Origin of the sequence: Shewanella aestuarii (assembly GCF_011765625.1) — a bacterium.
Classification (GTDB): Bacteria; Pseudomonadota; Gammaproteobacteria; order Enterobacterales; family Shewanellaceae; genus Shewanella; species Shewanella aestuarii_A.
Window position 1 is genome coordinate 2,480,504 of record NZ_CP050313.1, and the last position, 20,337, is coordinate 2,500,840.

Consider the following 20,337-nt stretch of genomic DNA (forward strand, 5'->3'; position numbering starts at 1 on the left):
GCTCAATATGAGCCTTTTTTGTTGCCACAATTCAATCATTTTTTATACGCGCAATTCAGGTTAACTATGATGCATTCGCTCTTGCTCAAGCTCTTCAGCTAACGCGTTGGCCAGTATCTGCCAGGTAACTATTCCCCTAACTTGATTATTGGCATTTTGCACCACCAAATAACCTTGCTCGGTTTTATCCATAAGCACTTTTGCATCATATAAGGTGGAGTCTTCTGCCACACATTGAAATTTATGCTCCATCACCTGATGAACACGCTTGTTAAGTAAATTGCGATCAACCAAACGTTCTGCAGCGGTATCAAGAAAAGGACTGTGCCAAAAAGCCATAATATGTTTATCTATCACGCCAATCGGTAAGCGACTTTTTTCCGACAATACAATAGCAACATCCATTTTGGCTTTTTTCAGTAAGCTTTCAGCATGCTCTAACGTGTAATATTCTTCAAGAAAAACCACAGGCTGCAATGCTAATGTCGCTATACTTTCTTCCGTTTTAATTTCATCTGTGGATAGTATGTCTAAACAGCAATCAACCACTTCAGCATCAAATTCTATATCACGGCCGGCTAGTAATATCGATGTTAACGCATCCATTCCTAATGCTGCTCTGTAAGGCCGATGACTAAGAACTGAATCAGCAACATCCGCTACCGCAATAATTTTCGCTTCTAGAATTATCTCGTCAGCAGTCAACCCATCAGGATAACCACTACCATCTAATCGCTCATGATGCTGTCTTATCATCTGCTTAATAGGCCATGGGAATTCGACTTCGTCAACAATTAACGCGCCTTGCACGGAGTGTTGTTTCACTAATGCAAACTCAGTTTCAGTCAATCTGGAGGGTTTAGATAAAATCTGGCTTGGTATAGCTAGTTTACCGATATCATGAATGAGAGCCCCCAATTTGAGGCCTTCTAAGCGATCTTCATCCAACCCCATTCTTTCGCCTATTAAACAACTTAATTGAGCGACAGACTTTTGATGTCCTGCGGTATAAGCATCTTTGAGCTCTAGCGCCTCTGCAATAGCACCAACAAGTTGCACTAAAATGTGAGTCATTTTTTCTTGTTGTGACTTTATAATATGCGACTGTTTATTCATTGCCCTCAACGTGCGAGGCAACTCAATACTATGCCATAAAATCGTCGCATAAATTGTTAAAGACTTGGCATCAATAAGAGTATAAGGCTTATCTCTGTTTGCTACGCCTAACAATCCGACAAGCTTACCTCTATAGAATATCGGGACACATAAGTGACGCTTAAAAGGAAAATAACCTTGCAAAGCCGTCTTGCCATCAATCTCAACAATAGGCTCATTTTGAATAAACGCTTTACCTGTTTTAATCACTTCAACCCAGATCCCTTCATGAGCTGAATACGTTTGGTTATGTTTAATAGCTATGTGTTCATGTGCATTATCACTCCATGCTGTCATCAGTATTTTTTCGTTTTTTTGATCGAAAATATGAACATAACCCACATTACTTTGAGTCAACATCGTGGCTTGTTGCACAGACGTCTGGATAGCTTTACTCGGTTTAGCACTCAACACCGCCTCAATTTGCTGCAACCACTCATCACTTGTTTGTAATGCGTACTGATAGTCCGGATGAAGCTCCATTAACCATTTATCATCTAAATTGATAGGGGACATTAGGATTGCCCAATGTTGATCACTGTCCACAATTGGACAAATTGTTACTTTATACCCTTGACCGTAATCATCGATAAAGTTTAAGTATTGAGGAGCATGACGATTTTTGAGATCAATTTTAGCAACATCTAAACTAGAAAAACTTCGAGATAAGGGTTGCTTTAAAATACTCGCAATAGGCTTATTGATTAACTTATAGAGCGGTTCACTCAGTTTTATTAAATCAAGTCGATCATTTACCACTCCCCAACATAATTCCAACTCTTTGGGGAGCTCATTTGATTTCAAAAAAAAATTGGCTTGATGACGATTCATAAACACATCCTTGATAAAGCGTCAATTAAGTTAAAATTGAGTATGTTATGACTCTCTGGATAGTTTAACTTTAGTACATTAAATGCATTCCATTTTGTAAAATGTCATATTAAATTCGTCAGGTTAAAAAACGACGGTTTTATTTCCGTACACAACAACTTGTTCATTCAAAACAAGTTGTAGTGCTTTACTCAGTACACTTTTTTCTACATCACGACCTTGATGCGCTAACTCTTCAGCACTGTAACTATGATCAACCGATATCACATCTTGTTTAATAATCGGTCCTTCATCTAAACAGTTATTTACAAAATGTGCTGTGGCACCAATAATTTTCACCCCTCGCTCCCAAGCTTGCTTATATGGCGACGCACCAATAAAGGCGGGCAAAAATGAATGATGAATATTGATGATTTGATCCGGAAATTGCTGCACAAAGTTAGGCGTTAATACCCGCATAAATTTAGCTAAAACAACATAGTGAGGCTGATAAGGGGTAATGACGTTAAGCATGGCTTGTTCATGTTCTTCACGATTCAAACCTTCATGACTTACATAGTGAAATGGAATATCAAACTTCTCGGTTAAATTTTGCAGCACATCATAATTACCAACGACAGCGGCAATTTCTACATTGAGTCCACCATAATAGGATTTCATCAATAAATCCCCAAGACAATGCGCTTCTTTAGTAACCATAATCACCACTCGCTTTTTGCCAGCATCAACAAGCTTAGTATGATTTTGTGTTGGTAATACCGACTTTAGTTCAGCTAAAAATGCCACTTCATTAATTGTACCTTCTAACTCAGTACGCATGAAAAATCGGCCGTGAGCATGATCAACAAACTCGGTGTTTTTAATGATATTAAGATGGTGCGCAAAACATACCCCGGTAATCTTAGCGATAAGTCCTTGCGCATCGGCACAATCAATAATAAGAATTTTACGAGAAAGCACTGATTGTGCTGCATCTTTTACAACAGCTGTCGACAACGACATAAAAAGCGACTCCAATATAAAGCTAATAAAACTTAGTCTGCCAGTAAATCGTATTTTCAGGTAACTTTTAAACTTTATATGAATTAAATTACGAAAAATTGGTCGACAAAGCTAAATAACCGCCAATAAATAGGGATGATTTTTACGATAAATGTAATTTAACGACGGGTATCAAGGTACTTTTGCAACAGTTGCCTTAATGTTTCCGCTTTTGTGCCATAAACAAGTTGCACCCCCTTACCTATCACTACCACACCTTTCACCCCTAATCGACTTAGACGTTGTTTATCAATCAAGCTGGCATCTTTGACACTTATCCGCAAGCGAGTAAAGCAAGCACTCAACTCTGTAATATTGTCGCGACCGCCAAGCGCTGAAATAATGCTAAGAAGACTTTCTTTTGTGGAGTGGCATCTTGTTCGATATCGGCTAATAACCTACCTGGAGTTTTTAAATTAAACGCCATAATACTCAGTCTAAATAAACTATAGTAAATCACCGCAGTGATTGGGCCCAACAACAAAAACCAATATGTATTTTTCGACTGAGAAAACAACAAGCTAAAATCAACCAAACCATGAGAAAACACAATACTATGGTGTACATCAAACATGATACAAATGCTGTAAGCAAGACCAGTAAGTACGGCATGAAGCACAAATAAGAGCGGTGCAACAAACATGAATGCAAACTCAATCGGCTCTGTTACCCCCGTTAACCAACAGGCCATACCTGCAGATAACATAACTCCAGCAACCCGATTTCGTTCAGACTTATCTGCACTGCGCCATATTGCTATGGCCGCAGCAGGTAACCCCCACATTTTAATCAAATAACCACCAGCAAGGTTTCCCGATTGAGGATCGCCAGCAAGATATCGACCAATCTCACCCCGCACAAGCTGGCCATCGTGCCAAAAAGAACCAAACTCAAGATAAAATGGCGCATTCCAAATATGATGTAAGCCCAATGGGATTAATAACCGTTCAACCAAACCATAAATAGCAAACGCAATAGTAGGATCTTGATAAACAGCCCAATTCGATAACAGTTCAATTTGAACGGCTAACGGTGGCCATACATAAGCTAAAATAGCCGCCAACATCATAGATAATGGCAACACAATCAATGGTGCACTTCGCCGACCTTCAAAAAAGGAAAAAACAACAGGCAGTTTAATATAACCACTGGCCATAACTGCTAAATAAGTGATAGCCCCAACCAACATACCACCAGCAATACCAGTATCGATAGTGTCGATGCCCCACAGCGAACGAGTAGGTAAATCATATATGTTACTCACTGCGCCCATCGTTGAGAGAAATACCCCAAAACCAAACACAGCAGTAAAAGCGGCTAAGCCTTGATCTTTACAAAATCCAATCGCGACTGCGACAGCAAATAGCAATGGCATCATGGTAAAAATAAGATGACCCACAGTTGAAAAAACTAAATTGAGAGAAGCGGGTACAAATGGCAAAGGGTTAATACTTAACCCCAACATAACACCCGCTGCTGGCAAAATGGCAATGGGGATCAGTAAAGCTTGGCTTAGTCTTTGCGCAAAACGAAACCAATGTTGAGTCATAGAATTAGGCAAAAAATCATTTATGCGTTTGTTTAACAAGGTTACTGACTACTAACGGCAGCTTGCCAACAAGGTAACCAATTTAGCGCCTCTTGTTCGGGCTCCATCGTCTCGCCCGCATCGATTTTAAGCATAGGCGTTAAGCTTTTCGCGCCGAGTTCAGTAAACAACTCGTCAAACTGATTGGCTGCACCGCAAAAATTCTCATAAGAACTATCGCCTAGTCCAATAATACTGTACTTAAGCTTAGGTAAATAAGGAGCTACTGATTTGATTTGAGAAAACCAAGGTTGAACATCGTCTGGTACATCACCCTGACCTGTAGTGGAACAAACAATAATCAGAATATCCTCTTCACTAGGCACAAAGCCTAATAAGTCATCCGGTTGATATAAGGTAACCTGATGTTCAAGTTCAGCAATTTTGTCAGCTAAGGTCTCAGCAGTAAACTGCGCTCCACCATAAACCGTACCATAAACAATATTAACCTTGGCCACGTATTATTCCTTATTATGTAAAAACAACGTTAAAGCTAACATACTGTACTTAATCACTTTCTATCAAGTACTAATCCCATCAAAGTCTTATATCTCTATGCTAGGTTCGCGATCTAAAGATTGCCAACCTAATAATTCAAATAAATCTAACCACTCTTGCTCAAGTTCAGTTTCAATATGCATCACTTGTTGAGTCACTGGGTGTGTAAATTGCAAACTTTTAGCGATTAACCATAAACGATTTACGCCAAAGTGCTCCCGAGCAAATTTATTCTGTTTGCCGTCGCCATGGGTAGTATCACCAATAATGGGATGACGTAAATGTGCCATATGACGTCTAAGTTGATGTTTACGGCCGGTTTTAGGTGAGAGTTTAATTAACCCAAAACGACTCGTCGGATAACGACCTGAACTATATGGTATTTCACAATTTAGAAGTGGTTGATAAACGGTTACGGCATCTTGCGCCGCTTTGTTTTTCTCGGCAAATTTATCGGCAACATCATCTAATTCAACTTTTAAGGGATAATCGAGCTCACCCGAATCATGCATATTACCTCGAATGAGCGCTAAATATTTTTTCTGCACAGTATGTTGCTCAAACTGCTCACACAACATACGGGCACATTCACTATTTTTGGCAAACAGCAACACGCCAGATGTGGGTCTATCTAGACGATGCACAGGAAACACATGACAACCAACTAGATCTCTAGTTAATTGCATGGCAAAAAAACGCTCTTTTCGAACAAGGTAACTGCGATGCACCAATAAACCGGCTGGCTTGTGAATAGCCACCAGATATTCATCTTCAAATAAGATTTCAAGCGCTGGCGCAACCTCATCTATTTCAACATCATCAACTAACATGGCCGTTGACGAAGTTGACAATGCATCTTGATCGTGAGTTAACTCATATTCTTGAAGTGACTTATTATTTAAATCGGTCATTTAGACATTTACTCTATGATTTTGGGCAAGCAGTTGATCGAATTGTGTCAATAAAACAATAAGGTCATTGCGTTCGGGGATTGAAAGCCACACATGCTTTGCCATCGGTGCAATCGCCATGTTTACTGGTAACGGCTGTTTATGCTCTATCAGCAACGTCATTTTGGGTATGAAAATAAACTGCAGCCATTCTTCAAAGTTCATGCTATCACATGCAAACGGCGCGGTACTGGCCATCGCAACCTCTGAAGGTGGTTGTTGTGACCACAAATGATGCTGCTTAAGCAGTTTTTCTAATTTAACTAAAAAGGACTTGCTCAAATCAAAAATCATAAAAAATATGACTCAATACCTATGACAAAGGTTGAATATGATAACATTAGCCTCCACTAACACCCAATATTGAATTATTTTAACAACGGTTGCCCATGACTGAAATCACCACATTAAGCCAGTTTCTTAGCACAGCGAACACCCAATTTCAGGTTTATGATTTAGGACGACGTGTGCAAAATATCGATATGATGGCCTTTCATCAAATTGAATCTTTAGCGACCCCCTATCCTTACCCGATTCAGGGGCATGCCCATTTTGCTATTGTATTCTGGCAAACGCAGCAACAGCCCTATATTTGGTTTATAAAACTGCCATTAGATGAGCAAGGTTTGCTTTCTCCGGCCCCAAGGCAGCAATTTATTAAAATGATCCTAGAAGCACTAGGCCGCGATCCAACTCAGCCGCTAACTGAGTATCAACAAGAACAACTCGCTAATCATCCTTTTAGCTTCAAGCCTAGCCAACATAAACTGGCTGTATTTAATGCCTTAGTAAAACTACAACTCGGTCAACAAGCATCCAGCCAGTATGAAACAGCAGCCCAATATGTCTCTGGACAAATGCCTTTAGATCAATGGCAACATCTTGGACTGCAAGGTTTAGCTGATGTCTGTGTAAGAATGAACACTTTTAATCATCTTAATGACTTAATTAATTGTTTACCCAAAGCCCCCATTGAAGTGCAAGCTGCACTATGCGAATGCCTTGAACACTTGATGATTGATGAAGCCCTCGCTAAAGTCTTGTATGACTTATTTGAGCAAAGTGAAATAGCGCATAAAGGTATTTTTTTAAAAGCATTTGCCTCGCATATCAATTTAAGCCGTCTTGCAATTAAACGGCTTGATGAGCAAGCATTATTAGACGACAACCTTTTAATCACTATTGCAGCCCGTAATTGGTTAGCATTAAAGGATGATGTAACTCGCAAAATTTATTTAGAAGCCCTAGCCAAGCAACCCCAGGGGTTCTTTAATCAAATTTTTGCTGATATGGTGGCCATTCCAAGTTTACGAAATTTGCTGCTGGCAGAATTACGAAACCCTGAGCGCAGTGCGCAATTATCTCTCGCCATTGGCGGTTTATTTAAGGCTGCAAACATATGATGTCAGATTTTTTATTAATTGTTGCTTTAGTGGTCGTTGCAGCTTTCTTTTGGCAACTACGCCAAATGGCTGAACTGAGCCGTATGGTGGCGGAACAAGCCTGCAACAAGCAAAAAGTACAATTATTAGCTGTCGCCATGGAATCAGCTAGGCCTAGTATTGGCGGCCATACAGGTTTATGCTGGCGAGCAAAATTCATGTTTGAATTTAGCACTGATGGCATGAATCAATACAAAGCTCATATTAATATGCATGGCAAAAGGGTAAGTAAAATCGACTGGCCAATATTTCCTGAACCAGAGTGGACTGATGCCCCAACAGCAAGAGGAAAATTCGGTGGTTGTGGTTCCAGCCGCAGTTGCAACTCAGGCAAATGCCACTAAACGATTAAATATAAATCATCACGAAAATCAAAAAGCAATACAAAAAGAAAGGCCGCGACATAATGTCGCGGCCTTCTGTTCTCTTGTTAAGCTTTCCAGCTATTTTTTGTGCTCCCTGCACCATCCATGCGTAAATTTGCTCCTGCAACTGTCCGTGCACTATCCTTGATAATCCTTGTACTAGCGTACATTCCATCTTACTCGATTATCCGTTGACCGAGTCTGCTCTATCCTAAGCGTGTCCTGACATCATCCATAAGTATCAATTAAATCCTTTTACGGTAAACAAGGCATCCTGCTTACTACCTGGGTACAAATCATTTATACCTATCCAACCTTAATCCGTAATGTTGGCTATTTTACTTAACCTTTTTTGCTTGCCGTGAGTGTTTTTCCTAAACAATAGCAAGTTGTCATCCTTTACATTCCATTCCAACCTAGTATGGAATCCAATTAAAAATAGACTTATACACTCCTATTGGCGCTCTCCTTAGCTAAACAAATGTTAATGTAATCATCTAAAACAAGCCACCCCTTCCAACAAAGATGCAACAAAACCACAACACAACCATTTAAACAAACTCAGCAATAACCGTTACTTTTCAGAAGCTTAAATACTGTCGAAAGATAATTACCATTTACAAAACTGAATTAACTTACACATCTTGTGAGATATATCTCACAAGCACTATAGCAAAGTGCTATCGGTAAGGTTTACTAGAGTTAATTTCACCTACAGCGCAATACCTAAGTTGTAGATGTAAAAAGGCACAACCTTAAAGGTTGTGCCCATTTAACACTTATTGTCAGCAATCCTGCTAAATTGGTGCTCCCTGCTCCATCCATGCGACATGCTATCCTAGCGGTTCCATTTCCATATTTCTCAACATTCCTTTACAGACGTAGGTTGAGTTCAGTCCCTTGTTCAGTCATCCTTTACTGAAAATTCAAATCCGTTGAATTATCCTTAAGCTTCCTGCTTTCCTATTCCTTTATTCCTTGTGTCAGCTTACGCTTTCACTCTTCCTTGTTTCGGCTATCCATTTGCCGAGCTTATGCCCTCAATCCTTAGGCGTGTCCTTAAATCATCCTTGAAATTCAGTGTTACGATGCAATGTTTTATCTTCCTGATTAAACATGCTGTATCGGTGACTTGATGTAATCATTGTATATCTAAAAAGTTAACTAAAAACACACAAACATCTATTTACAAAAGAAACACAAAAAAAACACCAACCAGTTTTCTTAATTAAGTTATTGAATAATATAAATTATTGACAACACCACTGTCATTAGTACACATAATTACTCAATAAAAACCTACAGCACTGTAAGATATATCTCACAAAGCTTTGGGGGAAAGGGACTATTTACGATTATCTTCAGATTTTAAAAACATCTTTTTTAACATTTGAGCATACATAACCCAATCTCCCATAAGGCTGTATATGGGATATCTAAACGTTGCTGGACGATTTTTTTCAAACATAAAGTGTCCAAGCCAAGCAAACCCATAACCAATCACAGGTAACCATAATAACTGCCACCATTGTTGGTTAATCAGAGTGTTTATCAACACAACCAAGACAATTGTGCTACCAACATAATGTAAGCGCCGACAAACCGGGTCTTGATGTTGCGATAAATAAAAAGGGTAAAATGCTTTAAAACTGTCAAACTTTTTGTTCATAACCCCCCCATCAATGGTTTTATTTGGCATAGAATAAAATCTCACCACTCACTTGACCAATAGTCACTTCGGCAATACTTTGAAACCCTTGTTGACTAAACACTTTATGATGCTGAGGGTGGTTAACAAATACACCAATACCATCAAGGTTTGGTTGTTCATCGCACCAACTCAATACCGCTTGAATTAGCTTTGCACCATTTCCTTTTCTCTGCTCACTAGGCGATAAAGCAATAAACTGTAAAATACCGCACTTTTCTGATGGTAAATGACTTAATAGACAAGACTCCTTTTGCATTAAACCTTGGGTAGATTTCCAACCAGTTCCTAGTACCATTTTTAAACGCCAATGCCAGTATCTCGACTCTCCAATTGGAATCTGCGATGTCACAACACACGCCACACCAATGAGTCGCTCACCGTCAAACCAGCCAATTAGAGGCTGTTCTTGCTGCCATAATTCATTTAATTCTTCTCGTATTGCGGCTCTAAGTTTCTGTTCATACAGACTTTTGTCTTCACCACCGAAAACATCAATAAAAAAAGGATCATCATGGTAAGCATTGTAAATAATTGAACTAGCGAGACGTAAATCTTCCGCAGTCAGATACACTGCGCGAAACTGCTCAAAGGTTGGGGTATCCATTTATCGTTGTCCTTTGACTAATTGATGTTCAGTTCTAACTTAGCAAGTTAACAACTTTGAAACAATCTGCAATTTTATTTCGATGTTCGATTTTGCATTTTTTACGAGAACAACCGATACTCAATCAACAATCAAGATTGATTAAAACCGACTGAATGGAAAATAAATGGATACGACTAAAACTAATTTAAACCATTTGTTTCAACAATTAGGTTTAAGTAATCGTCCTGAAGATATAACTATATTTATCGCGGCACATGCTTTAGATAAACATACTCTGTTGATTGATGCACCATTTTGGAATAGTGCTCAAAGAACATTTTTGACGGAGTCTTTACAGGAGGACGCCCAATGGTCTGAAGTCATTGACCAATTGGACGTCATGTTAAGGCAGAGTTCAAATAGCGAGTAGTGGCTAGATATTCTTATAAGCCGTATCACCCCAACCGACTAAAGTATTATTTTTAAAGACAACAGGAGTGCATTCGTTTTTAGTTGTTTTACCATCGCCTTCCACCCATTGGGTGCGATAAAACAAGACTTTCACTTCCTCTTTAGCATTAGCGTCATTTGCAGACTTGGTAAATGCCTCAGTAAACTCAGCCGCGCCCATGATCAATTGCACTTGATCCAACGCCATACCCAAATTTAACTTAGTTAAGTTGTCAATGTTTTTCTCTTGCTTAACTTCCCAGTAAAAGCGGTCTGCGCGAGACTCATGATCGCCTATATTTATCACACAACCCGTTAAACCTAGAGATAAAGAAGTAATTAGTGCGGCACCCATTAATTTTGATTTCATGTCATGTCCTTTTTGTTAGAATGTATATTAAAGAATAGCATAAATAGTTAATGCTAATATTTTACTACAAGCTAAAAATATGCCAACTTTTATCTATATGATTTTTAACAATAATGCGCAAGTAAGCAACATAGTTAGTGATTCTCACTACTTAAAATTAAGGAAATTCACTAAAAATGAGTTCAATTGAACAAGTGATTGCAGCAGCAAAAGCTATCGCAACTAATGGCCACACACCCAGCGTTGCATTGATAAAAAGTCGTGTTGGTAAAGTGCCTATGCCATTAATTGTTCAAGGCTTACAGCAATTTAAAGCCATGCCAAAATCGGAATGGCAAACCATACCCGAGTTTCAGGCACCTGTTACACAACAGGCTTCTCAAGACATGCCATCTATTGAAGAACTGTTAGCGCAGCAGCAACTCATGGTTGAACAAATCGAAATGTTAATTCAGCGTGTAACATCATTAGAGCAAGTTTTAGCAGGAAAAACTAATTAATGTTTGTAACTGAATTACGCTTTGAACCATTTGCCGACACTACGATTACTGCAGCCGAAAAAGCCATTAACCATTATTTGGAAGCCTTACGCGCTAATGGTCAAATCTTAGGGCGTGAATTTGCTGTCGCCTACAATGATGGTGAGTTTCGCGTGCGCTTAATGCAGCCAGAAAAGACCAGTTTGGCAAATAGGTATAACAGCCCTTGGGTCAAATCAGCCTTAAAAGGACTCACGGATGCAAAACTGCTCACCCCTCGAGAAAAATTTATAGGCCAAGATATTAATTCAGAAGTCAGCAATACAGAGCCTGTAAGCTGGCAATTGCTTTATACCAGTTATGTACATATGTGTTCGCCACTTCGCAGTGGTGATAATTTGCTGCCTATTCCGTTATACCAAATTCCTGCGACCTTTAACGGCGATCACAAGCGCATCATAAAATGGCAAAGCGAATGGCAGGCTTGCGATGAACTTCAAATGGCCGCAGCCACTAAAGCAGAATTTGCCGCACTTGATGAAATAAGCGAAGTAGACAGCGATCTATTTCGCCGAGGCTGGGATTTACGCGGAAGAATTGAATACCTGACGAAAACGCCTACCTATTATTATTTGTACCGAGTTGGTGGTGAAAGTCTTGCGTCAGAACAAGCTCGAGTATGTCCTAAATGTGGTTCTCAAGAATGGAAGCTTAATGAACCATTATTAGACATGTTTCATTTTCGTTGTGAGCCTTGCAGGTTAATATCTAATCTTTCTTGGGATCACCAATAAAGGAAAAAAGCGCATTGTGCGCTTTTGTCATCATTAAACTTAAGGCGAATCTCGCTCTGAATGGCGCTAGCTCAAAGCTAATCAACTATTTTTTACGCAACAAATATTGCCACATCATCTTAATCCGTTGCCAAATTCCAGGATGTTGCCACTGAACATCATCATCGACTAAAGGTTTAACAGGTGGTGCAACCCGAGGCGAAATACTTCTGATAAACTCTGCTAATGAATCAGCAAGCTTTTGCTTTGGTTTGTCACCCGGAATTTCAATCCACACACTACCTGATTCATTATCGACAGTTAGCATTTCATCACCGTCACCCAGCACACCAATAAACCATGTGGCTTGTTGCTTGAGTTTTTGTTTCATCATTAGATGGCCAATCACATTTTGCTGCAAATATTCAAAATCTTGCTGGTTCCATGCTTGCAGTAACTCCCCCTCCCCCACGGACTGGTGAACATTAAAGGTGCGCTGAAGTATTCACCATAATATTGATTAATATCGGGATGAAGGGTAATTTCCAATGCTTTTTCAACGTTACTAAAGTGGGATGAGCTTTTTCGCCTAAAAGGACTAAAATAAACAGCTTGATCAGTGTCTTTGTTAAAGTGACCTTGAATACAAGCAGAATCTTCACCCAATGGATAATAACGTGGTAACTCTGATAGCGCCTCTTCATAAGCCTTCAGATACTGATTTATAAAAATTTCAAGTGCAGATGAGCAAGACACTAGTTGTTCTCATAGTTTATAATAAAACGATATTTTGACATGGAAACCGATTAGATGACACAAAATCACGATCCTTATAATGATGCAGCAGCACTTAAAGGCTTAACCTTAGGGCAAGTGACCAAATATCAAGCTGAATATGACGCATCATTGTTGCAAGGGGTCCCGCGTAAACTCAATCGTGACGCTATTGAATTAACGAGTACATTACCATTTCATGGTACTGATATTTGGACGGCCTATGAATTATCATGGCTAAATAGCAAAGGTAAGCCTATGGTTGCTATTGCCGAGGTGCGCTTAGACGTAAACAGTGAAAACTTAATTGAATCGAAGTCATTCAAATTATATTTGAACAGTTTTAATCAAACTCGATTTGATAGTGTTGACCAGCTTGAACAAACTTTATCTCAAGATCTCTCAACCGTGGCTAATGGTGACGTTAGCGTAAAAGTGATCGAGCCTAAAAGCTTTAACCTTGAACGAGTGGTTGAATTACCCGGTACTTGTATCGATGATTTAGATATTGAAGTCGACAATTATGATTTTAATCCCGATTTGCTTTTAGATAGCACCGAAGATAAAAATGTCGCTGAAACGCTCAATTCTAATTTATTGAAGTCTAATTGTTTGATCACTTCACAGCCAGATTGGGGAAGTGTAATGATCCGCTATCAAGGGGCAAAAATAGATCGTGAGAAACTTTTACGCTATCTCATTTCGTTCCGTCAGCATAACGAATTTCACGAGCAATGTGTTGAACGAATTTTTGTCGATTTAAAGAAATACTGCAAATGCACCAAGCTTACGGTTTATGCTCGCTACACACGAAGAGGAGGATTAGATATTAACCCTTATCGTAGCGACTTTGAACATCCACCTGAGTCAAATCGATTAGCAAGACAGTAAAACTTTAACGAAAAATAAATGCCTTTAATTGCAAAATAAAGGCATTTATTAATGACTTAATCAATCCATTTGGTAAAGTATCATCACATCGACATTCCTTAGATAATTACTACAACATCATTTTACAGAGAAACTACAATATGTCTGCGGCAGAGAAATCATCGAGAAAATTAAGCTTTTATATTATAGGTATCATCCTAGCGATTTGGTTATATAGTCTATGGGCAGATCGCGTCACACCGATGACAGGCGAAGCGAGGGTTCACTCATATTTGGTTAGAGTCGCCAGTGAGGTAAATGGCAATATTATTGAGGTTAATGTAAAAAATAACCAAGTCGTTAAAGCGGGTGATGTATTATTTAAAATTGACCCACGAAACTACGAAATAGCTTTGCAAGCAGCACAAGCAAACCTTGACTTAACAGGTCAAAGTTTAGGAGCTAATACTGCTGCGGTCAGTGTTGCCCAAGCAAAAGTTGTTGATGCATTAGCCGCACGCAACAACGCTAGAGAACAAGCAATACGTATTACAGAGCTAGCCAACCAAGGCGTATTAAGTAAATCAGATCTTGATAATGCCATTGAGTCACGTGATCGCACACAAGCAAACTTAGAGGCTGCAGAAGCCTCGTTAATGCAAGCAAAACAAAATTTAGGCCCAGAAGGTGAAAACAACCCTCAAATCTTAGCCGCAATGGCAAAACTCGAGCAAGCTCAGCTTGATCTTCAACGTACAGTGGTTGTAGCCCCATCAAATGGTATTGTATCTAATTTACAACTAACTGTGGGACAGAAAGCCAGTGTGGGTTCCCCTCTATTGACCTTTATTGACCCACGAGCAGTTTGGATTTCCTCACAAGTTAGAGAAAACTCATTAGAACATATTAAAGTTGGCAATAAAGTTGAAATCGTCCTTGATGCCCTGCCAGGCAGAGTATTAAATGGCCGAGTGGAAAGTATCGGCTGGGGTACAGGCGGCAGTAATAACATTGATCAAGCAACAGGCTTTATTACTGCTGAGACTAAATCACTCAGCGCGCAACGTTACCCTGTCAATATTGTCTTTGAGAATGGCGAAGTGCCACACAATATTCGCTATGGCTCACAAGCTACCGTAGCATTTTTTACTGAACAAAGTAGTTTCGGTGAATTATTAGCTAAACTTTGGATTCGTATTGTTAGCGTGTGGACTTATGTTTCGTAATGCAGCTAATCCAGTAATAAGATTGGTATTTTTCCCAATCTTGTTACTTTTTTATTTATTTTATAGTGGTGATCCCATGGCTAGTTTAGCACCCATTTTTGTGGTGCTATTATTAACTATCATGCCAACTGTACCGCCATTAAACATGCTACTAAAACTGCTTATCGTTTTATTGTTTATCTGCTTTGTATTGGCATTTTTAGGTAATGTGTTAAAAGACACGCCTGTCGGTTACTCACTATTTTGTTGGTCATTACTATTTTGGAGTTATTACCGAAGTCATCGAGATCCAAAAGATTTAATTTCGACATTAGTATTGGTAGTTATTATTATCATTACGGTGATGAATTTCCAAATGAATGCACCGATGAATATTTTACCTTGGTTAATATTCAAGGCTTTTGTGATTGCGATTATCGTCACTTACTTGAGTTTTTTACTGTTTCCCGGTGAAGAAAAAGACATATTGCCCGATGAAGTCGGTCATAGCGGTGCAGAAGATCATATTGGATTAATACTGTTTAAAGCGACAGCAATGTGTATTGTACTTGTTGTTTTAATGGGTATAGGGGGAGCCAGACAATATTGATAGCAATTACAATCAGTAGCATCTTAAAAATCCCCATGCCAGAAGATCATCGCACTTTTAGCGTCAACAAGATTGTTACCACTGTGTTGGGCATTTTATTCACAGTTCCAATTATGCTTTTATATACTTTTGGTATTTCAACTTGGGCTTTATTGGGGATCACCCTGTTTTGTGGATTACAGATGGCCTGCTTTGCAATCTCAAGGAAGTGTCCGTTAACTCTTTATCAACTACTATTTACAAATTTTGTCGTACTCACTTATCAAGTGATTAAACATGAAGGGATCGACTCTTTATCCGCTGAGTTTATTCGTTTAATGGCAATCATAGTTGCGATTTTAGTTGGTGCACTCATAATGAATTTAGTCAAATTCACCCCCAAAGCGTTGAGCAATAACTCAACCAATTAATATCAATATCAGCGATAAAGTACTTATCAAGTACTTTATCGTTGCTCGCCTCCTCGTATGGATATTTAATCATCAGCCTCCCAACTTGCTCATTTGATTTTATTTAATGTTTATGTAAACTTCGCCACCTTTGCCAAAGACCGACATTAGGCAGATCATCAACCGACTAAATTGATAGGATAGAACAATGAAGCATGTGTTAACCGCAGTTATAGTATTTTTCGCAACCTTGAGCTCAGCACAAGCTCAAAAACTTAAATTAGGTTTTGGATTTGACCAAGGTTTTGGTGTTACAGGGCAAGTCGATAATATTAATTTTTTTGTTGGCAATGATGGTGCAAGCGGCGATTACCTATTCAAACAAGGCCAATTTGACACTCAAGAGGTTCCTATGTCTTGGTATATTGGTGGTGGTGCATTTTTTGGGTGGGACCATGGTTATGGTATTCGTATGCCTTTTGGGCTTAATTTTAAACTCGGTAAAGGCTGGGATGCATACGCCCAAGTCGCTCCAGAACTTGATTTTGATGACAAAACAGACTTGGGTTTGAACGGTGGCATTGGTTTTCGCTACGCTTTTTAAACTCAATAAACACAATTTGATTTAGTTTACTCATTGTTAGCTAGCAAATGCGCCAATGATGACTCTGTTATTATTGGCGTCTTTATGTCAGCGCTCACACAGTTAATACACAAAGCAAACCGATAAGCTTTATTTAAGCGGCCAAACTCTATATGCCAAGGCTGTTGATACGGTTCTGGAGGAATAAAGTTGATCATGCCTTGCTCAGTTAACACCAAAGTTTGTGCTTCTTTATTAACAACTTTATTATCCGTAAACAAAAACCTAAATGAGCTTAATGGCTGGGCCAAACCTTTACCAATAGCTTTGATAAAAGCCTCCTTTAAAGCCCATAAATCGAAAAAACGCTCGCGTTGCAAATCACTTGTCAGAACCAGTAAATCTGCAATTTCTTGAGCCGTAAAATAGTGTTTCAAAATTGGCTCAATATTGGTGTTGGATCGTAAACGTTCAATATCCACCCCCAGCATCAACTCATGGCTTATGGCATGTGGTTCAATAACGTGCGTGAAGGACGAAAGCACTCCCACCATCAACCAATCACCACTATGGCTTAAATTAAAATGTAATCCAGTTTTTACCTTAAAAGCATGGCTTAAGCTTGGTTTACCTTTTTCAGCATATTCAAACTGCCAATCCTGTGGCCTAATTGCCAGCGAGTTAGCTTGAGACTGTAAAGATAAAATCACTCTTAATGCTAACCGAACCTGTAAGGCTTTTTGCTGCGCCAAAGGCAACTTGTAACGCAGCACTTTTTGGATTTCATCATTCTCTAACCAGCCAAGTTCCAACCAAGCTTTGAATTGAGCATCACTCAACGCGGTTAATGGCACAAAATAAACCCGCGGCTGCAAACTTGTTTGCAACTCACTATGCTGTTTTGCTGTGCTGTTACTTAAAGACAATGAGCCCTCACTTAATAAGAAAATTAATCTGGTTTATTATCCAGTTTCTATAGTTAACACACTACTCGACCTAAAGGATGGGGATTTCACGCAGAGTAAAGATCAATGCTATGAACCGTTCTAGAATAAAATCAGCATTACTGAAAAGTAACATTCATTAACTCGATAATATTTTTTACTAAGCTTAGCTTGACGCAAGTGTCATGCTAACTTTGCCCCTTTTTCACACTAAACAATAATGCAGGTAACACTGTTAAGCTGTAAAACAGCAAAAAGCCAATGGCGATAGTTAATAAGAACCCGATGCTGTACATACCGCGATGATCCGCTAATAATAGCGAACCAAATGTCGCCATTGTGGTTAACGAGCTCAAAATGGCGGCTCTTGGTGTTGATGAACGATAAAAAGCTCTAGCAGATCCAACACTTCTAAACCGTTCAACAATATGAATACCATTATCAACACCCAAGCCAAAAATCAGCGGAATAACAATAATATTGGCCATGTTTAATGCCTGCCCGCTCCAGTGTGCCACCGCCATTGTCGACAACGTGGTCAGCAATAACGGAATAAAGGTTAACAATACATCTCGTTTATGCTTTAACGCAATTAGCAAAATAAGGCCAATTAACAGTAATGAATAACTAACCGCTTGAAAAAACGCCTTGATAATAATTTGCCCCACTTGCTGCTCGGCCACAGGTCTACCAGTTGCATCGGGCGCAATCGCTTGTACCGCTTGAATAAAGCGATCTAACTGCTTAACGTCACGCATATCACCAGCGGGATAAGCGACCACCAGCAAATACTCATCATTTTGATACCGCTGCGCCAGTGCCTTTGGGATATCTGCATAAGTCGCTTCTGGAGCTTGCATTAATTGGTTTAAGCCAAGATACATTTGCTGTAATGGCAACAGCGCAGTTTGATTTATTTGGCTGATCAGCACGCTTTGCTCATTTTGCTGTAACCATCTTATGGTTTGCGGCTCTAAGCCTTGTTGAGCAAGCGGACTCGCAATAAGGTTTTGCTGCAAAGTGGTTAGATTGTCTAGGGTCATAATCGGGGCAGGAGAGGCATTAAGCGCGGCTAATAATGCCGCCAGCTTTTCGCTACGCCCTTGGGGTAAAAACGAGTTAATCGACACCACATTGCTCACTTCGGGCAAGGTCAAAAGCTGTGATTGCCAATTTGCCGCTTCTGCTGGCGATGTTGCTAGCATCATCATCTGATAACTCGAGGTTAATCCTTGCTGCTGTATTTCTTCAAGGGTTTTGACAGATTCCGATTTAACCGATTTCAGTACCAAGGTGGAAAAATCGAACTCCATCTTACTGGCACCATAACCTGATATCACTAATGCCACCACAGCCATAAAAACGACCAGCTTGTGATGCTTTGGCAACCAAAAATCGGCATCATCCATCGGTACATTCAGCTCAGTATTTATCCCATTTACTATTAATTTTTTAGGATAGCCAAATACATAGAAGAAACTTGGAATAACAGTAAAGGTGGCCAGTAACCCCATTACCATCCCCGCAGCAGATATAATCCCTAGCTCTGCAAGTCCGGTATAAGCGGTGGGATAAAAACCCAAAAAGCCTATCGCTGATGTAATTGCGCATAAGCTAAGCGGCAGCAATGTACCACGAATAGAGGCAAATAAACTCGCTAAATTGGTGTCATGCAGGACTTGTTCTTCACGAAGGCGTAAACAAAAATGAATCGCAAAATCGACGCCTAAGCCGATAAACATCACCAAAAAGACAATCGAAATGGTGTTGTACGAGCCCACCAGCAAAAGTCCTAGCGCTAAGGTCCAAACTAGGCCAATGATAACCGCCACATAGCTGGCTAAAATAATGCGTAGCGAGCGGATCCCAAATCCTAGCACCACAATCAAGCCAATCAACGACATGGTACCGGCTAATTTAACGCTATTATTGGCATCGCTAATCTCGTCAAAATCTAACGCGGTTTGCCCCGTTATACGGATTTGCACATCATGGTGATGATTTTGGTTATATTGACTGATAATAGTTTGCGCAGTTTCGATAATTAATCTGTTGGGCTCTTTTTGATCTAACTGCGGCTTAGCATTAATGCTAATAATTTGATAACTCGTATCAGTACTCTCTGGCAGTAATACTTCAAACCAATCCACGTTAGCTTTTTCACTGGCGACTTGATTAATCGCTTTGATTAATAGCTTAGCGCTAGTCTCATCATCTATTTGCAATGCATGATTTAATTGGGCTAATAACTGCATCGCCGCCACATCGGCCCCCTTTGCTTGAAGCGATAACGCAGCCTGTAGTTTTGGCATCAAATTGACTAAATTATCATTAAAGCTTGTAAACTCGTCATCGGCTAAAAACCATAATGCTTGCTGTTTAAACCAAGGTAATGTGGTGGGTGAAAACACATCGCTAAATAATGGTTCGGCAGTAAAATCTGCGTGTAATTGTTCAGTAACCGATTGCACTTCATGCCTGTTTTCGCCTGAAATCACAATCACTAAACTGTTCTCTGACTGACCAAACTCATTGGTTGTCTTTTGTAGATTATCTTTCCACGGCGCATCTTGCTTCACTAACCCATCTAAATCTGAATCAACCACAAAATTATTTTTGCTATAGATAACAGCTAGGTAAGTAACTAAACCGATAAGAATAAGTGATAAGATAAAAGGAAGATGATGCTTCGAAAAAAGACTATGTTTCACAAGTAAACTTCA

At 39.5% G+C, this 20,337-nt stretch carries 20 protein-coding genes and 2 pseudogenes; 10 read left to right on the forward strand and 12 right to left on the reverse strand.

Translation table 11 applies throughout. The annotated features are described in order from the left end of the window. Nucleotides 1–60 precede the first annotated feature (60 nt). The 6 genes and pseudogenes from HBH39_RS11040 to HBH39_RS11065 all read right to left on the reverse strand — a co-directional run bounded on the left by HBH39_RS11040 (nucleotide 61) and on the right by HBH39_RS11065 (nucleotide 6,357). Nucleotides 61–1,986: an HD domain-containing phosphohydrolase gene (locus HBH39_RS11040; protein WP_167678234.1), complete on the reverse strand. Its 1,926-nt coding sequence runs from the start codon at nucleotides 1,984–1,986 to the stop codon at nucleotides 61–63. A gap of 123 nt (nucleotides 1,987–2,109) precedes the next feature. Next, complete coding sequence (purU, locus tag HBH39_RS11045; protein WP_167678236.1) at nucleotides 2,110–2,988, reverse strand: formyltetrahydrofolate deformylase; 879 nt, start codon at nucleotides 2,986–2,988, stop codon at nucleotides 2,110–2,112. Between the two features lie 158 nt (nucleotides 2,989–3,146). Further along, nucleotides 3,147–4,576 (reverse strand): annotated as a pseudogene (locus tag HBH39_RS11050) (PTS transporter subunit EIIC). 41 nt (nucleotides 4,577–4,617) lie between these two features. Next, the gene (locus HBH39_RS11055) at nucleotides 4,618–5,073 is read right to left on the reverse strand and encodes a flavodoxin (protein WP_167678238.1); all 456 of its coding nucleotides are present in this window, start codon (nucleotides 5,071–5,073) and stop codon (nucleotides 4,618–4,620) included. Between the two features lie 87 nt (nucleotides 5,074–5,160). Further along, on the reverse strand, nucleotides 5,161–5,943 hold the full coding sequence (gene truC / locus HBH39_RS11060; protein ID WP_167680056.1) for a tRNA pseudouridine(65) synthase TruC: 783 nt from the start codon (nucleotides 5,941–5,943) through the stop codon (nucleotides 5,161–5,163). An 81-nt stretch (nucleotides 5,944–6,024) separates the two neighbouring features. Next, nucleotides 6,025–6,357, reverse strand: coding sequence for a YqcC family protein (locus HBH39_RS11065; RefSeq protein WP_167678241.1), 333 nt, complete (start codon nucleotides 6,355–6,357; stop codon nucleotides 6,025–6,027). Nucleotides 6,358–6,452: 95 nt separating this feature from the next. Between HBH39_RS11065 and HBH39_RS11070 the strand changes: the two genes are divergently transcribed. Together HBH39_RS11070 and HBH39_RS11075 are read left to right on the forward strand one after the other, a co-directional pair. Beyond that, nucleotides 6,453–7,466 (forward strand): DUF3549 family protein, encoded by a 1,014-nt coding sequence (locus tag HBH39_RS11070; RefSeq protein WP_167678243.1) that lies wholly within the window; start codon nucleotides 6,453–6,455, stop codon nucleotides 7,464–7,466. Next, nucleotides 7,463–7,849 (forward strand): DUF3301 domain-containing protein, encoded by a 387-nt coding sequence (locus tag HBH39_RS11075; protein ID WP_167678245.1) that lies wholly within the window; start codon nucleotides 7,463–7,465, stop codon nucleotides 7,847–7,849. Before HBH39_RS11070 ends, HBH39_RS11075 begins: the two co-directional genes overlap by 4 nt. A 1,366-nt stretch (nucleotides 7,850–9,215) precedes the next feature. On the opposite strand, the gene HBH39_RS11080 is transcribed toward HBH39_RS11075, so the two are convergent. Together HBH39_RS11080 and HBH39_RS11085 are read right to left on the reverse strand one after the other, a co-directional pair. Next, nucleotides 9,216–9,539, reverse strand: coding sequence for a DUF962 domain-containing protein (locus HBH39_RS11080; RefSeq protein ID WP_167678247.1), 324 nt, complete (start codon nucleotides 9,537–9,539; stop codon nucleotides 9,216–9,218). Between the two features lie 19 nt (nucleotides 9,540–9,558). Further along, nucleotides 9,559–10,185, reverse strand: a complete 627-nt coding sequence (locus tag HBH39_RS11085) for a GNAT family N-acetyltransferase (RefSeq protein WP_167678249.1) — start codon at nucleotides 10,183–10,185, stop codon at nucleotides 9,559–9,561. Nucleotides 10,186–10,351: 166 nt separating this feature from the next. Here HBH39_RS11085 and HBH39_RS11090 point away from each other — a divergent pair, with 166 nt between their 5' ends. Beyond that, nucleotides 10,352–10,597: a DUF2789 domain-containing protein gene (locus HBH39_RS11090; RefSeq protein ID WP_167678252.1), complete on the forward strand. Its 246-nt coding sequence runs from the start codon at nucleotides 10,352–10,354 to the stop codon at nucleotides 10,595–10,597. A 3-nt stretch (nucleotides 10,598–10,600) separates the two neighbouring features. On the opposite strand, the gene HBH39_RS11095 is transcribed toward HBH39_RS11090, so the two are convergent. Continuing rightward, a complete protein-coding gene (locus tag HBH39_RS11095; protein WP_167678254.1) occupies nucleotides 10,601–10,987 on the reverse strand; it encodes a DUF3192 domain-containing protein in 387 nt (128 codons plus the stop codon). A gap of 176 nt (nucleotides 10,988–11,163) precedes the next feature. Between HBH39_RS11095 and HBH39_RS11100 the strand changes: the two genes are divergently transcribed. Together HBH39_RS11100 and HBH39_RS11105 are read left to right on the forward strand one after the other, a co-directional pair. Further along, complete coding sequence (locus HBH39_RS11100) at nucleotides 11,164–11,487, forward strand: hypothetical protein (RefSeq protein WP_167678256.1); 324 nt, start codon at nucleotides 11,164–11,166, stop codon at nucleotides 11,485–11,487. Beyond that, the gene (locus HBH39_RS11105) at nucleotides 11,487–12,260 is read left to right on the forward strand and encodes a Zn-ribbon-containing protein (protein ID WP_167678258.1); all 774 of its coding nucleotides are present in this window, start codon (nucleotides 11,487–11,489) and stop codon (nucleotides 12,258–12,260) included. The genes HBH39_RS11100 and HBH39_RS11105 overlap by 1 nt, the downstream gene beginning before the upstream one ends. Before the next feature lie 85 nt (nucleotides 12,261–12,345). On the opposite strand, the pseudogene syd reads toward HBH39_RS11105, so the two are convergent. Continuing rightward, nucleotides 12,346–12,995, reverse strand: a pseudogene (syd, locus tag HBH39_RS11110) (SecY-interacting protein). Between the two features lie 54 nt (nucleotides 12,996–13,049). Between syd and queF the strand changes: the two are divergent. The 5 genes from queF (at nucleotide 13,050) to HBH39_RS11130 (ending at nucleotide 16,691) form a co-directional block, all read left to right on the forward strand. Continuing rightward, entirely contained in the window at nucleotides 13,050–13,904 is an 855-nt protein-coding gene (gene queF / locus HBH39_RS11115) for an NADPH-dependent 7-cyano-7-deazaguanine reductase QueF (RefSeq protein WP_167678260.1), read from the forward strand. Between the two features lie 140 nt (nucleotides 13,905–14,044). Next, the gene (locus HBH39_RS11120) at nucleotides 14,045–15,109 is read left to right on the forward strand and encodes an HlyD family secretion protein (protein WP_167678263.1); all 1,065 of its coding nucleotides are present in this window, start codon (nucleotides 14,045–14,047) and stop codon (nucleotides 15,107–15,109) included. Further along, nucleotides 15,099–15,698 carry a DUF2955 domain-containing protein gene (locus HBH39_RS19655; protein WP_208764148.1) on the forward strand — a complete coding sequence of 200 codons (600 nt, stop codon included), beginning with the start codon at nucleotides 15,099–15,101 and terminating at the stop codon, nucleotides 15,696–15,698. The genes HBH39_RS11120 and HBH39_RS19655 overlap by 11 nt, the downstream gene beginning before the upstream one ends. After that, entirely contained in the window at nucleotides 15,695–16,108 is a 414-nt protein-coding gene (locus HBH39_RS19660; protein ID WP_208764149.1) for a hypothetical protein, read from the forward strand. Before HBH39_RS19655 ends, HBH39_RS19660 begins: the two co-directional genes overlap by 4 nt. Before the next feature lie 187 nt (nucleotides 16,109–16,295). Beyond that, nucleotides 16,296–16,691 (forward strand): hypothetical protein, encoded by a 396-nt coding sequence (locus tag HBH39_RS11130; protein ID WP_167678265.1) that lies wholly within the window; start codon nucleotides 16,296–16,298, stop codon nucleotides 16,689–16,691. 26 nt (nucleotides 16,692–16,717) lie between these two features. On the opposite strand, the gene HBH39_RS11135 is transcribed toward HBH39_RS11130, so the two are convergent. Continuing rightward, nucleotides 16,718–17,596, reverse strand: coding sequence for a 4'-phosphopantetheinyl transferase family protein (locus HBH39_RS11135; protein WP_167678267.1), 879 nt, complete (start codon nucleotides 17,594–17,596; stop codon nucleotides 16,718–16,720). A 206-nt stretch (nucleotides 17,597–17,802) separates the two neighbouring features. Then, entirely contained in the window at nucleotides 17,803–20,325 is a 2,523-nt protein-coding gene (locus HBH39_RS11140; RefSeq protein WP_167678269.1) for an MMPL family transporter, read from the reverse strand. Nucleotides 20,326–20,337 lie beyond the last annotated feature (12 nt).